The organism is Bacteroidota bacterium (genome assembly GCA_034723125.1).
GTDB lineage: Bacteria > Bacteroidota > Bacteroidia > CAILMK01 > JAAYUY01 > JAYEOP01.
In genome coordinates, this window is record JAYEOP010000340.1 from 15256 (window position 1) to 33295 (window position 18040).

At 30.0% G+C, this 18040-nt stretch carries 12 protein-coding genes; 4 read left to right on the top strand and 8 right to left on the bottom strand.

The window, feature by feature from the left end; translation table 11 throughout:
- A partial coding sequence (locus U9R42_09330; GenBank protein ID MEA3496222.1) for a PKD domain-containing protein occupies positions 1–4812 on the top strand: 4812 nt, incomplete at its 5' end.
- Between the two features lie 121 nt (positions 4813–4933).
- On the opposite strand, the gene U9R42_09335 is transcribed toward U9R42_09330, so the two are convergent.
- The 3 genes from U9R42_09335 to U9R42_09345 form a co-directional block, all read right to left on the bottom strand.
- A complete protein-coding gene (locus U9R42_09335; protein MEA3496223.1) occupies positions 4934–5899 on the bottom strand; it encodes an outer membrane beta-barrel protein in 966 nt (321 codons plus the stop codon).
- Between the two features lie 23 nt (positions 5900–5922).
- Positions 5923–7350: an SUMF1/EgtB/PvdO family nonheme iron enzyme gene (locus tag U9R42_09340; GenBank protein ID MEA3496224.1), complete on the bottom strand. Its 1428-nt coding sequence runs from the start codon at positions 7348–7350 to the stop codon at positions 5923–5925.
- Between the two features lie 66 nt (positions 7351–7416).
- On the bottom strand, positions 7417–8385 hold the full coding sequence (locus U9R42_09345; GenBank protein ID MEA3496225.1) for a type IX secretion system membrane protein PorP/SprF: 969 nt from the start codon (positions 8383–8385) through the stop codon (positions 7417–7419).
- 105 nt (positions 8386–8490) lie between these two features.
- Between U9R42_09345 and porU the strand changes: the two genes are divergently transcribed.
- The 3 genes from porU to ispF are packed head-to-tail and all read left to right on the top strand — an operon-like array spanning position 8491 to position 14125.
- On the top strand, positions 8491–12342 hold the full coding sequence (gene porU, locus U9R42_09350) for a type IX secretion system sortase PorU (GenBank protein MEA3496226.1): 3852 nt from the start codon (positions 8491–8493) through the stop codon (positions 12340–12342).
- Between the two features lie 60 nt (positions 12343–12402).
- A complete protein-coding gene (gene porV / locus U9R42_09355) occupies positions 12403–13632 on the top strand; it encodes a type IX secretion system outer membrane channel protein PorV (protein ID MEA3496227.1) in 1230 nt (409 codons plus the stop codon).
- Positions 13633–13645: 13 nt separating this feature from the next.
- Positions 13646–14125, top strand: coding sequence for a 2-C-methyl-D-erythritol 2,4-cyclodiphosphate synthase (ispF, locus tag U9R42_09360; protein ID MEA3496228.1), 480 nt, complete (start codon positions 13646–13648; stop codon positions 14123–14125).
- 4 nt (positions 14126–14129) lie between these two features.
- Here ispF and U9R42_09365 read toward each other — a convergent pair whose 3' ends face one another.
- Genes U9R42_09365 through U9R42_09385 form a run of 5 tightly spaced genes read right to left on the bottom strand, consistent with a single transcriptional unit; the run spans position 14130 to position 17918 of the window.
- The gene (locus U9R42_09365) at positions 14130–14765 is read right to left on the bottom strand and encodes an MBL fold metallo-hydrolase (GenBank protein MEA3496229.1); all 636 of its coding nucleotides are present in this window, start codon (positions 14763–14765) and stop codon (positions 14130–14132) included.
- 2 nt (positions 14766–14767) lie between these two features.
- On the bottom strand, positions 14768–15316 hold the full coding sequence (gene rsmD / locus U9R42_09370) for a 16S rRNA (guanine(966)-N(2))-methyltransferase RsmD (GenBank protein MEA3496230.1): 549 nt from the start codon (positions 15314–15316) through the stop codon (positions 14768–14770).
- Entirely contained in the window at positions 15307–16143 is an 837-nt protein-coding gene (locus tag U9R42_09375; protein MEA3496231.1) for a DUF3822 family protein, read from the bottom strand. Before U9R42_09375 ends, rsmD begins: the two co-directional genes overlap by 10 nt.
- 1 nt (position 16144) lies before the next feature.
- Positions 16145–16690: a hypothetical protein gene (locus tag U9R42_09380; protein MEA3496232.1), complete on the bottom strand. Its 546-nt coding sequence runs from the start codon at positions 16688–16690 to the stop codon at positions 16145–16147.
- 58 nt (positions 16691–16748) lie between these two features.
- The gene (locus tag U9R42_09385; protein ID MEA3496233.1) at positions 16749–17918 is read right to left on the bottom strand and encodes an adenylate kinase; all 1170 of its coding nucleotides are present in this window, start codon (positions 17916–17918) and stop codon (positions 16749–16751) included.
- Positions 17919–18040 lie beyond the last annotated feature (122 nt).

An 18040-nucleotide genomic window follows, 5' to 3' on the forward strand; every position in this document is an offset into this window, starting at 1 on the left:
GGACAAACATCAGTAAAAATAAATCCCAGTGCCACTTATTTAAATCCGGGCTCATATACCGTAATACTAAAAGTATCTGATGCAAATGGAACAAATACTATAACTAAAACAAATTTTATAACTGTTTTTTCAAATCCTGTTGCTGATTTTTCAGTGAATAAAAATCTTGAATGTACTAATGTAGCTTTACATTTTTATGATCAAAGCTCTATTGGAAATGCAAATATTAAAGTATGGCAATGGAACTTTGGTGATGGAGCAAAATCATCACAACCAAATCCAAATCATTCATATAGTGTAGCTAATAAATACAGCCTTACTCTAATTGTAACCGATGAAAATGGCTGTACTGATTCTAAAAGAAAACAGAGCTACATTGATATTAAATCAGTAAAAGCTGATTTTTATGCAAACGAAACAGAATTTTGTTCTAAACCTGCCAGCGTTTTTTTTAGCAATCTTTCCTCTCCATCAAATACATCATTAACTTACAACTGGGATTTTGGAGATGGTAATTCTTCAACAAAGAAATTCCCAAATCATAAATATCAAAATACAGGTTCATACACTGTAAAGTTAACAACTAAAATTCCACTGGGTTGTGAAGATAAAATGGTGAAAACAAAATATATTAATGTAAATGAGATTAAAGCCGATTTTAAATTAGAAAAAAAAGATTCTTGTTTACCGGCATTTGTGAAATTTACAAATCAATCCACACCTCAAAACGGGATTTCTTATCATTGGAGTTTTGGAGATGGAGCCACTAAAACAACTAAAAATGCAGAACATCTTTATATGAAAAGTAAGAAATACAGGGTTACACTTATAATTAATAAAGGAGGATGCATAGATAGTATCTCAAAATCGCTTTATTTTGCCAAACCTCCTGATGCTGACTTTATTGCAGACACCACTTATCATTGTAAAATTCCATTTAAAGTAAACTTTTTACCTGTTTCAACTAATTTAAATTCTTATAAATGGGATTTTGGAAATGGTAAAACATCAACCGACAAATTTCCTTCTTCATGGTATTATAGTTACGGAGATTATAACGTAAGTCTTATTGTAAAAGATAAGAAAAACTGCGAAAGCAAAAAGATCAAAAGAAATTATATCATTAGCTCTCCTCCTAATTTCTCTATTAAAATTAATCCAAAATCCGGTTGCAAACCTTTAACTGTAAACTACATTATTACCGACAGCAGTTTTATTCCTTTAACTAATTGGAAAATTACATCAGGAGATGGCCAAACCCTACACAGTAAATATGGAAAATTTATTTACCAAGACACTGGTATTTTTACAATTACAATAACAGGGAAAAATTCAAGAGGTTGTCAATTAACAAAAACTGATAAAATACTTGTAGGTATTCCGCCAAATGCTGATTTTCAGGATTTTAATTATGTTGGATGTAATGATACTTTTTTACATTTTATCAATACAACAAACAATTCCTCCCCAAAAGCTGATAGTTTTACCTGGTATTTTGGTGATGGTAGAATATCTAATGAAATACATCCTTTTCACAAATATCAGGATACAGGTTATATGTCTGTTAAACTTGAAGCTTTTTTTCGTGGATGCCCAAGTATTTTTACAAGAGACAGTATGATTTATATTTATCCTCCGGTAGCTAAAATTAAAGGCGATAAAATTTGTGAATTAGAAGAATTAAGAAATTTTAACAACTCAATAGGTGGAAATAAATGGTTATGGGATTTTGGGGACGGGAGTTATGACTCAACCAAAAACCCATCTCATATTTTCAATTACGGAACTTATAAGATAATTCTCAAATTGACAGATACAATTACTAAATGTATAGACTATGATTCAGCAGAAATAACTGTGACCAAAGGACCTGAAGATGATTTTTATTTTGTTAAAAGTTATGGCTGTAAAGGTACTGAAATTGAGTGTTTTGATACCTCCACAGCAAATTTGCATTATAAATGGAGTTTTGGAAGTAATAAATATTCTTATAAAAAAAATCCAAAATATACTTTTTTAAACGGTGGTTATCATACTATTACTTTAACCGTTACAGATTCAAATAATTGTAAAAACAAAATCTCTAAGACAGACTTTATAAAAGTATCAAAGGTTAATGCGGGATTTACAGTTTCAAAAACTATAGGATGTTTGCCGTTTTCTATTGAATTAAAAGATACGACACAGTCGGTATTTCCTATTACCCAACGAATTTGGTACATGGGAAATACACCTGGATTTTATTCTTATGATAGAGATACAAATTATACATATACAGAAATTCCTTATCGTATAAGTCAGAAAAAAGGTTGCAAAATTAATTTGAAAATTACTGACGAACTTGGATGTACTAAAACGGTTTCAAAAATAGTTACTCCTTTAAAACCCAGAGCAAATATTATTTTAGACAAAGATGATAATTGTAAGCAATTAAAAATTAAATACAGTACCAAAATAAATGATACATTAGTTTATACACCTGCACAAACAAATTGGTATATAAATAATCATCCGGCAAGTAACAAGCAAGCGTTTTCTGAAACATATAAATCAGATACCTCATTTTTAGTTAAATTGATATTAACCGATAATTACTCTTGTAAAGATACCGCAGAAGAATTGATTGATTTTAAAATCAGCCCCCCTGTAGCAGATTTTGATTACAACATTCTGCATTCTGTTAACAATTGCCCTCCTGTAATAGTTGATTTTTATAATAAATCAAAAGCGGGAAAATATAGTATTAAATCCTACAAATGGGAATTTGGCAACAATACATGTTCATCAATTTTAAACCCGTCAAGTACTTATACCGCACCCGGTTTATACTCTGTTTCTTTGATTGCAGAAGATACAGATGGCTGTATCGACACAATTATAAAGCCTGATATTATTAATGTAAATGGAGCAATTGGTAACATTTTAGCATATCCCGATAGAGGTTGTGATTCTCTTGAGTGTAGTTTTTCTGCTCAAACATCATCCAGTATTATAGAATATTACTGGAATTTTGGAGATGGAAGTATATCAACAGACTCCTTTCCTGAACACACATATACTTATGCAGGAACTTTTAAGCCACTTCTTATCCTCAAAGACAGTTTGGGATGTGTAACCAGCATTGAAATAAAAGACCCGATTATAATTTATAAAAGTCCGATAGCAGATTTTGATGTAAAAGCTAAGTTAACTTGCCTCGGTCAATTAACAAATTTTATTAACAAAACTACAGGAGAACAAAAAATTCAAAAATATTTATGGGATTTGGGAGATGGAAGTTTTTCATCAAATTTTGAACCTTCACATTTGTACTCAGATACAGGCTTATTTAATATTTCCTTATCCGTAATTGATAGTGCGGGTTGCAAAGATTCAATTACAAAACCGGAAGTTGTAGATATTTATTTTGATACTATTGGTCCCGAAAGTTCAATGATTTATAGTATTACTCATATCGATAATCCTATTTTAGATGAATTATTATTTTCTTCAAATAATGATTATGATTTTATGGATTATTCAATATTCAGAACTAATAAATCAGCTATAATTAGTTCGGAACGAAAAATCTTTGATATTCTTGATACATTTATTCAAGATACCGTTTTTTCTCACCTTATTCCTCAGTGTTATTATATCAAAACCACCGACTATTGTTTTAATAAAAGTAATCCGAGTCCTTTACATTGTTTAATTTATTTAAATGTTAAACCTTTATCTTCAGGAAATGATTTAAGATGGACACCTTATGTTGGCTGGGATACAATAGAAAAATATGAAATTTATAGGAAAGATTATAACAACAAACACAATTTCAAATTACTAAATACGGTTAATGGAAATACTCTTAATTATCTTGATACAAATGTATTTTGTAAAGAAAATTATTTTTATAGGATAAAAGCTTTTGAAAAAAACGGTTTTAATCAAACCTCTTGGAGTAATATTGACAATGTACTTGCCTCAAAAACAATGTATATTGATGCAATTAAACTAATAAGAGTATCGGTTGAAAATGAATCTGTTTTAATAGAATGGGAAAAAGCAAATTTAAAATTCAATCATGTTTATACAATTTTTCGATCCCGAATAGATTCAAACTATAAAATTGCAGGAAAGACTGACAGTACAACATTATCATTCATAGATAGCTTAGTTGAAACAGCTAAATATTCTTATTACTATCATGTTAAAATACAGGATAAAAACTGTGGTCATTTTGGTAAACGTAGCAATATTGGAAAAAGCATTTTATTGAAAGTAAATAAAACTGAGTTGGATGAAAAATTGAAACTAAACTGGACAGATTACATTTATTGGGACGAAGGAGTAAGCTATTATGAGATTGAATATTTGAATGAAAATACTAATAAATTTGAGATTATCGCGGAATTTTATAAAGACAGCAATATTTATTATCATTTATGTAATCCCTTTATTCAGAAACATCATTATCGGGTAAGAGCAATTCAAAATTCCAATCCTGATATCATAAGTAATTCGAACATAGCTGTTGGCGAAATTGAACCGAGAGTAACTATTCCTAATGCTTTCACTCCTAATTTAGACGGTACTAATGATGTATTCAGAGCAATAACTTACGGTTGTAAAGTAACTAAAATGCAAATATTTAATCGCTGGGGTGAAAAACTTTTTGAATCAAATCAAATTGATAATAACTCAGAATTGTCAGGATGGGATGGGAAATTTGAAAATAAAATCTGTCCTCTCGGTGTTTATTATTATCAAGTTTTTATCGAATCAGATGATACTACAGAAATGTACAAAGGTTCTGTTACATTGCTAAGGTAAACTGAAACGAAAATAGAATTTAGGAAAAAAGAAACACAGAATTATAAATTCAACAAAGAGCAAAAAAAAATCTTCTTAAGAAATAAATCCTAAGAAGATTTTAGATTATTTTATTTAAAAATTAGTCTTCTATGCCAAGATAATGAATGTATCCCAAATAGAATCCAAAGCCTGTATTTTTGAGATCCATTTTTGTTTTTATTGTATTCAATCCAAAATTCTCGGAATTGGCAGTATAACCGCCTTCGCTTGCAGGATAAAATTGGTACTCAATATCATTAAAATAAGTATTGTCAATTGTCATAAAACCCATAGAATATCTGGCATCTAAAGTAAATTTAGATCTTTTACTTAATTCGACACTTATTCCTATACCTGCCATAATCCCAACATCAATTTTATTGAGATTTGCTATTGATCTTGTAATTGGTACTGAATTTATTGTGTCAATCAAAGCAGCAGGAACATCTTCACCGTCAAACATTGTAATAGATTCCTCACCAATTAAAAAAGATGAGGTAGTATCTCCTGAACTTACTGTTGATGTTTCACCTCCAACTGTTTTATTCACAACACGTGAAGCAGTTAAATTAGTACTGGTTGAAAAAAGATAACCAACATAAGGTCCTGCAAAAACATCTAAGTCAACCTTGCTTACTTGACGCTCATAAGGGAAAATTCCACCTTTGAATGAAAATGATTTTTTGAATAATATAGGTACTTCTACATACGAAAGTTTAAGAATATTGTCATATTGCTTTGTAACTTCTTTATATATTTGAGTAGTATCATTTTCATAAGCATTAATCATGTCTTTCATAATGAATTTTTGCTTAGTTCCTTTAACACTATAAAGTACATCTATCTGAATATTGAAATCAGTTGCTACTTTAAACCCGAAATTCAATCCGCCTGAAACATTGCTATTCCAGTTCATTCCTCCAAAAATATCGTCACCATAAATTTTTGTTGATAAATAGCCTGCTTGAGCACCTATAAACATTTGTGCATTTGATTTTTGAACATTTCCCAGTACAAAAATAAACATTAAACTAACAGCTAATACAACTCCTGTTTTTGTTTTCATAAAAAAATAATTTATATTGAATTTTAGAAATTTGTTCCATTTTTATTTGCACCACCTACGTGTACCATTGCACATCTAAATCCTAAAGAATGTAGTGATTGTTCTTCATCAAGGAATCTTCTGGAACCGGGGCTTTGCCAATAAACCCTATCTTCCCATGAACCACCTTTATAAACACGTGCTTTGTTATTTACTAATGATGAAACTCCATAATGATATTGTTGAGCATTTTGTTCAAAATTTTCTTCATCAAGGAATCCAATATTGTCAGCTTCTTGATAATTTCTTCTATCAATATTTTCTTCCATTGTAACATCTCTGTAAATAATTCTTCCTAAACTATCTTTAGCTTTAACATATCCATCTTGATCTTTGTCAACTACTTGAAATACATTTCCTCTAAAAGGATCTAACCCTGTAACATCTTCAAAAGATAATGGTCTGTAAATATCCATAACCCATTCACTTACGTTGCCAGCCATACAATATAAGCCATTATCATTTGGCCAGTAGGATGTAACAAGTGTTGTTCTTGAAGAAGCATCGTTAAGCTCACTTGCAGTTCCCTGAAAGTCGCCATTGCCTCTAGTCATGTTAAGAACCATTTTACCCTTATATTTTGTATCTTCTTTTCTCATCGATAATCCTTTCCAAGGATAAATTCTTCTGGTATTAACAGTTTCAAATAATGCATCACCGATTTCAGCTTTTGCTGCATATTCCCATTCTGCTTCAGTAGGAAGTCTATATCGTGGCAGAAGAATTCCATCTTCCATTCTTACTTTTCTGTCTTTTTTGCCTTTTCTGTAGCTTTTTACTTTCTTTTTAGTAAGCCCTTCATATTGTCCTGATAAGTAGGATTCTGTATTAAAGTTCGCTTCATTTATCTGGTCAGGATTTGGCTTTAGAAAACCTTCACGAATCATTATCATTTCATTAACCCTATCACTTCTCCATGCAGCAAATCCAGATGATTGAATCCAGTTAACACCAACAACAGGATATTGATCATAATTAGGATGACGGAAATAATATCTTACCATCGGCTCATTGTAGGCAAGTTTGTTTCTCCAGCAGTTTGTATCAGGTAATGCCTGTTCGTAAACTTCTGGATAATCAAGAAAAACTCTCAATAGCCAATAACAATATTCCCTGTAAGCTAGGTTTGTAACCTCTGTTTCATCAATGTAAAATGATGAAACTGTTGCTTTTTTCGGAAAAGCACTGTTGTCAAAACGAATGTCGTTTTCAACTTGCCCCATGGTAAATGTACCACCCTTAATAAAAATAAGGTTTGGTCCTGTTTCTTGACCGGCATATTCGTGCTTTTCAAATCCACCCCAATCTTCATTGTTGTATTTCCAACCTGTTGTTGTAGATCTTTCTTTACTGCAAGATGTCATTCCGATGACAAATAATGCAAGGATGCTGACAATAAATATTCTTTTCATAACGTAATCTTTTCTTTTATTGATCAATAACTAAACGCAAATTTATAAGAAAAATTTTGAAATAAGCTAAAAGCTTGGACAAATTATTTTTTTCCACCTATTAGTGGGTGTATCATCAAACACCTCTAACTCAATAATGACGGATATTTCATGGCTTCCCTGAGTTCCCAAACGAGCCTCAGAAAAAATTATATCATAGCTATATCCAGCCTTAAAATGACCCTTATTTAGACCAAATAAAATTAAAAAAGCATCTGTATTAACAAATGTTTGTCTAAACCACAGTCCTGTCATTATGTTTTTATTAATGTAATATCCACCTATATTAAATTGCACAAAACTACCTTGTTTTTGAAATAAAATGTTTGGAGAGAAAAACACATTTGGATTTCTTATGTTTTCTAATGGAATAAGCATCCCAACATGTGTAGTATATTTTCTTGGAATTTTACTTAAAGAATTTTCAAGAAAAGCATAAGTAGGTTCATTAATATGATGAACAGCAAAGCCTGCATAGAATTTTTTCGAAAAGCCCATAAATCCTGCAGACATATCTAAACGAGGATCAGTTTTGTAATTTCCGTATGCCAGCAAAGGTTCTTTTGTAGTATTTATAAATCCGAATCTCGGATGAATTTCATCAGTAAAACTTAATTTGTTAAAATCAATACTCCTTTGTATTACAGATGCTTGCAATGCTGTTTTTACAGTAAACTTTTTTGAGATATTTAGATTATAAGAATAAATAAAGTTTCCTGAAGTAGATGTTAATTCTCCAATACCTGCTTTATCGTAAGTTAATTGAAAACCTAATCCTCCTGATAGTGCATCAAAATGTTGGTCGTAAGATGCTGAGTATGTTACAAAAGAATTAGATACTCCTGTCCACTGATTTCTGTAATTCATACAAAAGCGTGGTCCATAATTTGTTCCGGCAAAAGCAGGATTTAAATATAATGGATTTGCATAAAATTGTGTAAATTCAGGGTCTTGAGAATAAATATTTGTTATCAAGCCTGAAAATAAAAAAATCAATATAATTTTGACACCTAAATTCATGCGTTGGAATCTATATTAAAGCTGTTTTTCTTAATGCAATTTTAATGAATAAATGTCGTTTAATCAACAAAAATAATTTTTATGCCTATAAAATCATTTTTAACAAAAGTACAACGCTATAAAATGCTATTTATTTTTGTTTTTTTATTTTATCTAAATAATGATGTTTTTTCTCAAACAATAAATAAAAAGATTACTTTTAACTGGAATACAGAAACAATTTATAAAGATTCAATAAACAAAGGAATAAAAATTCTTTCTTTTGAAAATGTGATACTTGACAATACTGCTAATTTTTTACCCGGCTTTATTACTAATTTTGATTTACCTTATACTTGTGAATTTCAGGTAGAAATAAAAAATAAGAAATTCGTTACTGTAAAAGAGAATTTTAAAAATATTGAGAACATTAATAATAGAGAACTAAATATAAAAACTACCATTAATTACAAGAATAAAATACCTTTTGCAGTTGTATCTTTTATTCCTTTAAGAAAAAATCCTGTAAGTAGAGAAATTGAGAAATTGATTTCATGTGATATTGAAATTGTTATTGGACAAAAGATTTTTAAGAAATCATTTAATAAGAGATCGTCAAGTTCATCGGTTTTAGAAACGGGAGATTGGTATAAGTTAAGTTTCTCTTCATCGGGAGTTTATAAAATTGACTACAATTACTTACAAGACATGGGATTAAACCCATCAACGATAAATCCTAAAAAAATTAAAATTTTTGGAAACGGAGGCGGAATGGTACCCCAAAGCTACTTAACATCTTATCCTGATGACCTTAAAGAAAATGCTATTTACATAAAAGGTGAAAATGATAATAGTTTCGATAAAGGGGATTATATTTTATTTTGGATACAAGGACCTCACATTTGGAATTATAATTACAACAGCAAAGTTTTTCATCATCAATTAAATTACTACTCTGATGAGTCCTATTATTTTTTAACAATTGCAACAGAAGATGGAAAAAGAATTAACAATCAACAATCTTTATCATCAAGTTCTGATTATGTTTCAACGGCTTTTGATTATTTGACTTTTCATGAAAAAACACTAAAAACCGATGTAACTGATTATGTGAAGTCGGGCAGAGATTGGTTTGGTGAAACATTTTATTACACAAGCTCTCAAAATTTTACTTTTAATATTCCGAATATAATTACTTCAGAGCCATTAGTTTTTGAATCTTATGTTGCAGCTCGCTCACAATATGGTGCTGATGTTAATTATTTTAGCATCAATGTTGATGGAAATAATTTTACACAAAAATTATCAGCAGTTGACATTAATTATTACCTCGCACAATTTTCTTCAATCAATAAAAAAACATTTTCTTTTAATCCAACAGCAGACAATCTTGTTTTTAACTATATTTATAGTCGCCCCGGCACAGATGCTTCGGGCTGGTTGAATTACATTGAACTGAATGCCCGTGCTCAATTAATCTTAAACAACGGTCAATTAAATTTTAGAGATTCGAAAACAATTAACAAAGGTGTTTCAGAATTTCAGTTACAAAGTTCTTTAAATTCTATTTTGTTATGGGATGTTACCGATATATATAATGTAAAGAATCAAGAATTTAGTAAAATCGGAAATAATTTTATTTTTCGTTTACAAACAGATACTTTAAAAGAGTTTGTTGCATTTGATGAAAGTTCAGCACAAAACCCCGCTGGTGTCGTAAAAATTCAAAACCAAAATTTACATGGCTTAAAAAATATTGACATGGTAATAGTTACTTATTCTAAATTTTTGAATGCAGCAAATCGATTGGCAGAATTTCACAAAAATGTTGACAGTTTAAGTACAGAGGTGGTTTTAGTAAGCAAACTTTATAACGAATTTTCTTCGGGAGCTCAAGATATTTCTGCTATCCGTAATTTTATGAAAATGTTGTACGACAAAGCTGAAACAGAGGATGAACAACCTAAATATTTACTTCTTTTCGGAGATGCTTCTTATGACTATAAAAATGTGTTACCATCAAATACAAATTATGTTCCTACCTATCAAAGTAAAACAATTTATTACCCAACAAGCTCTTATGCCTCTGATGATTATTTTGGATTTTTAGATGACAACGAAGGAAAATGGGATAACGTTGCGGAAAGTCAGTATTTTAAAATGGATATATCAGTAGGAAGAATACCTGTAACAAGTTTGGAACAAGCAGAAGCAATGACTGATAAAATTATTCATTATTCAGCCAAAAGTTCTTTTGGCGATTGGAGAAATAAAATTGTTTTTATTTCTGATGACCCTGATGATGACGGAGGCAATCACCATTATTTTCAATCCGAAAAACTTGCCGAGGGAGTTTTTAGTGGGGTAAAAGATATGAATGTTCAAAAAGTTTTTTTAGATGCTTTTCCGCAAATTACTTCACCAAATGGTCATAAATACCCTGATGCTCATGAAGCGATTATAGAAAAAGTAAATTCGGGTGCTTTGGTAGTAAACTATATAGGACATGGAGGAGAATCCGGTTGGGCACACGAAAGAGTTTTAGAAATTCCTGATATTGTTTCTTGGAATAATTTAGATAATATGCCTCTTTTTATAACGGCAACATGTGAATTTAGCAGATATGATGATCCTGAAAGAGTTTCGGCAGGTGAATGGGTTTTGTTAAATTCCAATGGAGGTGGAATTGCTTTATTTACAACATCACGTGTTGTTTATGTTAGTTCAAATAATGCTTTAACAAATATTATTTATGATAGCAATATTTTCAAAAAACAAAATGACGGAAAAGCAAAAACACTTGGAGAAATTATTACAACAACAAAAAACAAAGCAACATTTCATACAAATACAAGAAAATTTATTTTGTTAGGCGACCCTGCTATTACTCTTGCATACCCTCAAAATGAAGTTGTAACGACAAGTGTTCCTGATACTTTTAAGGCTTTATCAAAAGTAAGTATTTCGGGAGAAATTCGAAATAATGCAGGAAATAAAATTAGTGATTTCAACGGGACTATTTATCCTTCAATTTTTGACAAAAGAACAGAAATAAAAACTCTTGCCAATGATCCTAAAAGTAAAGTTGAAAGTTTTTATGTAATGGAAAATATTATTTACAAAGGCAAAGTAAGTGTAAAAAATGGTGAATTTAGCTTTGATTTTGTTGTACCAAAAGATATTTCATATCAGGATGGTATAGGAAAAATAAGCTATTACGCTACTGATAATTCAACTGACGCAAATGGTTATTTTAATGACATAGTAATCGGAGGAACATCTGATAGCATTATTGAAGACGATAAAAGACCGGAGGTAACATTATATATTGGTGATACAAATTTTATTTCAGGAGGACTTACAAACGAAAATCCGCTTATGTTTGCAAAATTATGGGATGAAAACGGAATAAACACTACAGGAAATGGGATAGGACATGAATTGATTGCTGTTCTTGATGGTAATGAACCAATTGTTTTAAACAATTATTACGAATCTGTATTAAATGATTTTCGGAAAGGGGAAATCAAATATCCATTCAAAAATTTGTCAGCAGGGAAACATACATTATGGATAAAAGTTTGGGATGTTGCCAATAATTCCGCTACTGATGAAATTGAATTTATTGTAAGAAATTCAGAAAAAATTGAGATTAGTAACTTAAAAAATGTTCCAAATCCTTTTGTTTGGAAAACAAATTTTAATTTTGAACACAATATTGCAGGTCAAGATGTAGAAATTAACTTGCAGATTTTTGATATTAATGCTAAACTTATTAAAATAATAAAAAGAAAAACATTTGTTGAAGGTAGCCGTGTTGTTGATGTTGAGTGGGATGGAAGAGACAGTTACGGGAAAAATTTGGAACAGGGAATATATATTTATCGTCTTATTTTATCAACCGAAGATGGAAGAATAGCAACTGCTTCAAATAAAATGGTAATAATTAACTAAGAATAAACACTTTTTAAATTTCATTTTTATAATTTTGTAATTTAGAAGAAAATAAACGATATGAGTAAAATACGAGTTTTTGCAATTATTTTTATGCTAGTAGCGATAGCATTTGGAAAAGTAAATAGTCAAACTGCCCAAGACCAATATGAAAGAGCAAAAAACGGCAGAAATGTAGTAACCACAGCGGTTCCTTTTTTAATGATTACTCCTGATTCAAGGTCGGGTGCTCTTGGTGATTGTGGTGTAGCATTACCTAACGACCCTAATGCCATTCATTGGAATCCTGCGAAACTTGCATTTGCAGAAGATAATATAGGATTGTCAATATCATATATCCCTTGGCTAAAATCTTTGGTACCTGATATTAATCTTTCATATTTATCTGCTTACAAAAGAATTGACGATATGTCTGCTTTTGGTGGTTCTTTACGATATTTTTCACTGGGAGATATTACTTTTACAAATATCAATGGTGAATCAATGGGGGATTTTCGTCCGCATGAATTAGCTGTTGATGGAGCTTATGCCCGTAAATTAGCTGAAAACTTTTCTATTGGTGTGGCTCTCAGATTTATTTATTCTAATCTTGCTGGAAATACTCCTTTACAAAATGGAACAGAAACAAAGCCTGGAATTGCCGGTGCTGGAGATATTTCCTTTTACTGGAAACTCAATCCTTTTCAAATTGATGAAAGAGATGTTGATGCCAGCTTTGGCTTAAATATTTCAAATATTGGTTCGAAAATTACCTATACCGATGAAATGGACAGAGATTATATCCCTATGAATCTACGACTTGGAGGATATTTCAATTATGTAATTGATGAATATAATGAAATTGCATTTACATTTGATGTAAACAAACTCTTAGTTCCAACACCACCATTTTATGATATCGACTCTTCGGGAAATCCAATTTATGATAATGACAACAATCCTGTTATTTTTAAAGGTATGTCACCTGATGTACCTGTAATTGCAGGAATGATGCAATCTTTTTATGATGCACCAGGTGGTTTTAATGAAGAAATGAAAGAAATTAATCCATCTTTTGGTTTTGAATATTGGTATGCAAAACAATTTGCCGTAAGAGCAGGATATTTTTACGAACACGAAATGAAAGGTAACAGACAATTTCTTTCTCTTGGGATTGGAATGAAATACAACATTCTCAATCTTGATGTTTCTTATTTAATACCAACAAATAATAAAACGGCAAGTCAAACAAGTCCTTTGGATAAAACAGTAAGATTTTCTATTATCTTTAATTTCAAAGATAATAAATGAAAATAATTGATTAATGATACCCAGAATAGGCTTTGGTTATGATGTTCACAAACTCGAAAAGGGTTTAGATTTAATCATTGGGTCTGTAAAAATAAAACATAGTAAAGGATGTATTGCACATTCAGATGGTGATGTTTTGATTCATGCTATTTGTGATGCACTTTTAGGTGCTTCCGATTTAAATGATATAGGATTTCATTTTCCTGATACTGATGAAAAATATAAAAATATTGAAAGTAGCTATCTGTTAAAAAAAACAGTAGAACTTATAAGAAACAAAGGTTTTGAAATTTCTAATATCGACTCAACAATTGTTTTACAAAAACCAAGAATAAGAGATTACATCTGGCAAATGAAAGAAAAGCTTGCTACTACAATGAATATTAATGAAGGACAAATCTCAATAAAAGCTACTACCAGTGAAAAATTAGGCTTTGAAGGAAGAGAAGAAGGAGTGAGTGCTCATGCGGTTGTTTTGATTTTTGATTCCTAAAAAATTACAAATAAGGATTAGAAACTTTTTCTTTGCCAATTGTTGTATCTCTGTAATGCCCGGGATAAACAATAAAATCGTCATCAAGAGTGAATAATTTTGTTTTTATTGATTTTGTTAAAACATCGTAATCACCTCCCGGTAAATCTGTTCTTCCTATGCTATCGTTAAAAAGAACATCGCCACAAATTATAAATTTATCTTCATCCGAAACCAAAGTAATATGTCCCGCAGTGTGTCCCGGAGTAAAAAGCACTCTTAGTTGAGAATTGCCAAATTTTATCACATCTCCTTCATCAAGATATTTTGAAATCTTTGGAGATTGTGGTTGAGGAAGACCAAATTGTGATGCATTCTCATCAGAATTTGTACGGTTAAGTTCTTCATCTTTATGAGCCTCAAGTTCAAGCTTATATTTTTTTGAAACAAATTTATTTCCAAGAATATGGTCAATATGGCAATGTGTATTTATTAACCTTACAGGTTTTAGTCCTTTTTCTTTAATAAATGAAACAATCTCATTTTCTTCATCTTTATTCGAACAACCGGGATCAATAATTATTGCTTCCTTAGTGTCGTCATAGAGGAAATATGTATTTGTTTGAAACAAATTGACTGCGATTTTTCCAACTTTTATCATAATTATTCTGTTTTAATATTTTTATAAAAAAAACTAAATTCACTTTGTCCGTAAGTTCTTTTGCTTTTAAAGTATTGATGTTCACTCATGTTGCTTTGTTTTGAATGTTCAAGAATAAACTGACCTTTTTCTTTTAATACTTCTTTCTCAAAAATTTTATCTGTTAATTCTTTGTGATGGTTATAATTATAAGGAGGATCGGCAAAAATTATATCAAATTTTAATTCTGTTTTGTTTAAAAAATTTATTGCATCAGATTTTATGGTTTTAAAATTTTCAAAGCCAAGATTTTTTGCTTCTTTTTTAATAAAAGCTAAACTTGCAGAATTGCTGTCGACAGAAAGTATTGATTTGCTTCCTCGTGAAGCGAATTCGAAACTCACAATACCTGTTCCTGAAAAAAGGTCTAACACATCAATTTTTTCAAGAAAAAAAGTGTTTTCAAGAATATTAAAAATATTTTCTCTTGAAAAATCAGTTGTCGGTCTTACCGGCAATTTTTTTGGTGCTTGAACTTGATGTCCTTTTTTTATCCCTGAAATTATTCGCATAATGCTGTTGAAAATATATTAAAATATCTGTGCGATGGTGTTTTGTCAAAGCACTTATCATAGTTTAAAGTATCAATTCTGTGTAAAAGAATAGGATACCTTATATAATTAAATAACAATTTGTAAAGTTCGGTATTTTTATCAATATTGCCACAAAAGTAGTAATTATCTTTATCGCTATCAATATCAAATTGTTCGCTGACATTTAAAATATGATAAAGAATATCTTCTTTGCTTTTGTAGTTGTAGGTGTTCATTATTTTCAACTTATCGAATTCAAAAAAGACAAGTTTGATAAAATTATCATCAATTTCAATAAAAGTACTTTTTGTATCTTTTAGCTTATTAATTTTAAAAATTCCTTTAAAAAAAGCTGTTGCCGAGTTAAAGCTATCGTCAGGATTAAAAGCAAGCTTTATTTTTGAATAATTAAAATCTGTGGAGTAAATTAAAAACGAATTCAATTCACTAAGGTAGTCTTTACGAATATCCTCTCCCGATTCTTTATTGAAATTTAATTTATAAAACTCATTACTAATGTCATCTTTCATAAATTCTTTAGGAACCAAAGTAATTTTTGGTGATGAGAAGGAAAGTATTTTTTTTTGATATTTTTCTTTTACTTCAGGAATATTTTCTTTCAAATCACTGACACTAAAATTTTTTAATTCCTTTTCTAATGAATATTCTTTCAGTGATAAGATTTTTTTTGACTGTGAGTCAAAAGAAGAAATTTGAATTTTTGAATTTGAAACAAAGATTAATTGATATAAATTTTCAGTAGAAATAGAATCAGAGAATGAATTTAGATCAATATTGACCTTCATATTATCTCCAATTCCCAGAGTAATTTACTTCAGACATTGAGCCTAATTGAAGAACTCTGGCTTCTCCTTTATCAATATATTTTTGATTGTATGGCTTAGAGTCTGTAACCTGAAAAACATGAACATCAACACCTCTTTGGTTTATTGAACCTGCTTGAAGGTCAAAAATAGCATCTTTTGTATAAGGGATAAATTTTAGTGAATCAACACAAACTTTTTCTTTAAAAACAGAATCCATAACAGGAATAAGAATTGTATCGTATGTAGTTACAATTGATGAATCATTAGGGTCTCCTATTGTTTTAATAATTTCAAAATTATCATATTTGATTGCGTGAATCAGTGAATCCCAGTTGTCTGCAAACTTATTTTTAACATCTTTATAGGCAAATTGTGCTTTTCTTACATTTTCAAGACGTTTTACAATTGCAGCTTTTTTTACTTTAAATTCTTGCTTTTCAATAATTGGCTTACGAATAATGAAGAATAACCAAACCGCAAGTGTAGTAGCCAAAAGTGTGAGAAATATATTTAAAACAATTTTCATGATATTTTATTTTTTTTGCAAATATAATAAATACTTATAATTTTTAATAAAAGAGATTTTATTTTATTTGCAACAAGGTTGATTCTAATGATTTAACAATATTCTGATGTATTTCTTCTTCGGGTTTTGTCCCATCGATGGTGATAAAATTCTTTTTGTTTTTATAATAATTTATAGCAGGGACAGTGTTCTTTTCGTATTCTTCCATTCTGCGAATAATAATATCTGTGCTTTTATCATAATTTCTTGCACCCTCAGTTTTTGAGCGATACGAGAGTCGTTTTATTGCTTGTATCAACGGAGTTTCAATTTTTATTGTAGTAGTAATTGATGTCCCTAATTTTCTTAATAATCCATCCAAAATATAAGCTTGAACTAAGGTGTGAGGAAATCCTTTAAATAAAAACCCATTTACATTTTTGTGTTTTTTAATTTTTCTTTCAATAATTTTAATTGCTATTTCGTCAGGTACAATTCCTCCTTTTTCCATGTAAGGTTTGGCAATTTTTCCAATTTCAGAATTATTTTTTATTTCTTCTCTAAGAATTGCTCCTGTTGAAATATAAACGAGATTAAATTTTTTCTCAAGTATTTTTGCTTGAGTACCTTTTCCCGCTCCCGGTGAACCCAAAAGAAGTATGTTAACTAATTTATTACCGTATTTAGAATCTATAGTTTTTGCTATTCTATCAGTAATATTTTGCATATTACCTGCTCCATCCATAGGATAATAAATTCCTTTTTCTTTGTAAAAGTCGATAACAGTAAGGGTTTTTAATTTATATTCTTTTAGTCGTTTTTGGATTACATCAATGCTATCATCTTTTCTGTTTTCCAATTTACCTCTTTTAATCATCCTTTCAACTAAGGTTTTTTCAGGAACTTCAAGGGATATCATGCATGTTAATGAAGTATTAAAACGAATTAGTAATCCTTCAAGAATGTATGCCTGAACTACTGTTCGCGGAAAACCATCAAACAAGAACCCGTTAAATTTTGAGTTCATTGTTATTTTATTTTCAATTAGTTTTACAATAATATCATCAGAAACCAATGTGCCTCTTTCTATTATTTCTTTTGCTTCACGCCCAAGTTCGGTATTTTCTTTAATTTCTTCCCTAAGCATATCACCCGTAGCTATGTATGATAGGTTATATTTGTCAATAAGTATTTTGGATTGGGTTCCTTTACCAGCTCCCGGAGGTCCGAAAAGTGCAATATTTAACATGATAATTTCTTTTTGTTAAAAATTGATAGAAAAAAATCTGTGCAAAAGTAAGAAATTGAAATTGTTTGAAAATAATAAAAGTTAAAAAAAGAATTGTTTATTTGTTTATCTGTTTATTTGGT

Coding starts and splice junctions, on each gene's coding strand:
- U9R42_09335 (MEA3496223.1), bottom strand. CDS start 5,899: ATGAAAACAAAAACAGGAGTTGTATTAGCTGTTAGTTTAATGTTTATT.
- U9R42_09340 (MEA3496224.1), bottom strand. CDS start 7,350: ATGAAAAGAATATTTATTGTCAGCATCCTTGCATTATTTGTCATCGGA.
- porU (MEA3496226.1), top strand. CDS start 8,491: ATGCCTATAAAATCATTTTTAACAAAAGTACAACGCTATAAAATGCTA.
- porV (MEA3496227.1), top strand. CDS start 12,403: ATGAGTAAAATACGAGTTTTTGCAATTATTTTTATGCTAGTAGCGATA.
- ispF (MEA3496228.1), top strand. CDS start 13,646: ATGATACCCAGAATAGGCTTTGGTTATGATGTTCACAAACTCGAAAAG.
- U9R42_09365 (MEA3496229.1), bottom strand. CDS start 14,765: ATGATAAAAGTTGGAAAAATCGCAGTCAATTTGTTTCAAACAAATACA.
- rsmD (MEA3496230.1), bottom strand. CDS start 15,316: ATGCGAATAATTTCAGGGATAAAAAAAGGACATCAAGTTCAAGCACCA.
- U9R42_09375 (MEA3496231.1), bottom strand. CDS start 16,143: ATGAAGGTCAATATTGATCTAAATTCATTCTCTGATTCTATTTCTACT.
- U9R42_09380 (MEA3496232.1), bottom strand. CDS start 16,690: ATGAAAATTGTTTTAAATATATTTCTCACACTTTTGGCTACTACACTT.
- U9R42_09385 (MEA3496233.1), bottom strand. CDS start 17,918: ATGTTAAATATTGCACTTTTCGGACCTCCGGGAGCTGGTAAAGGAACC.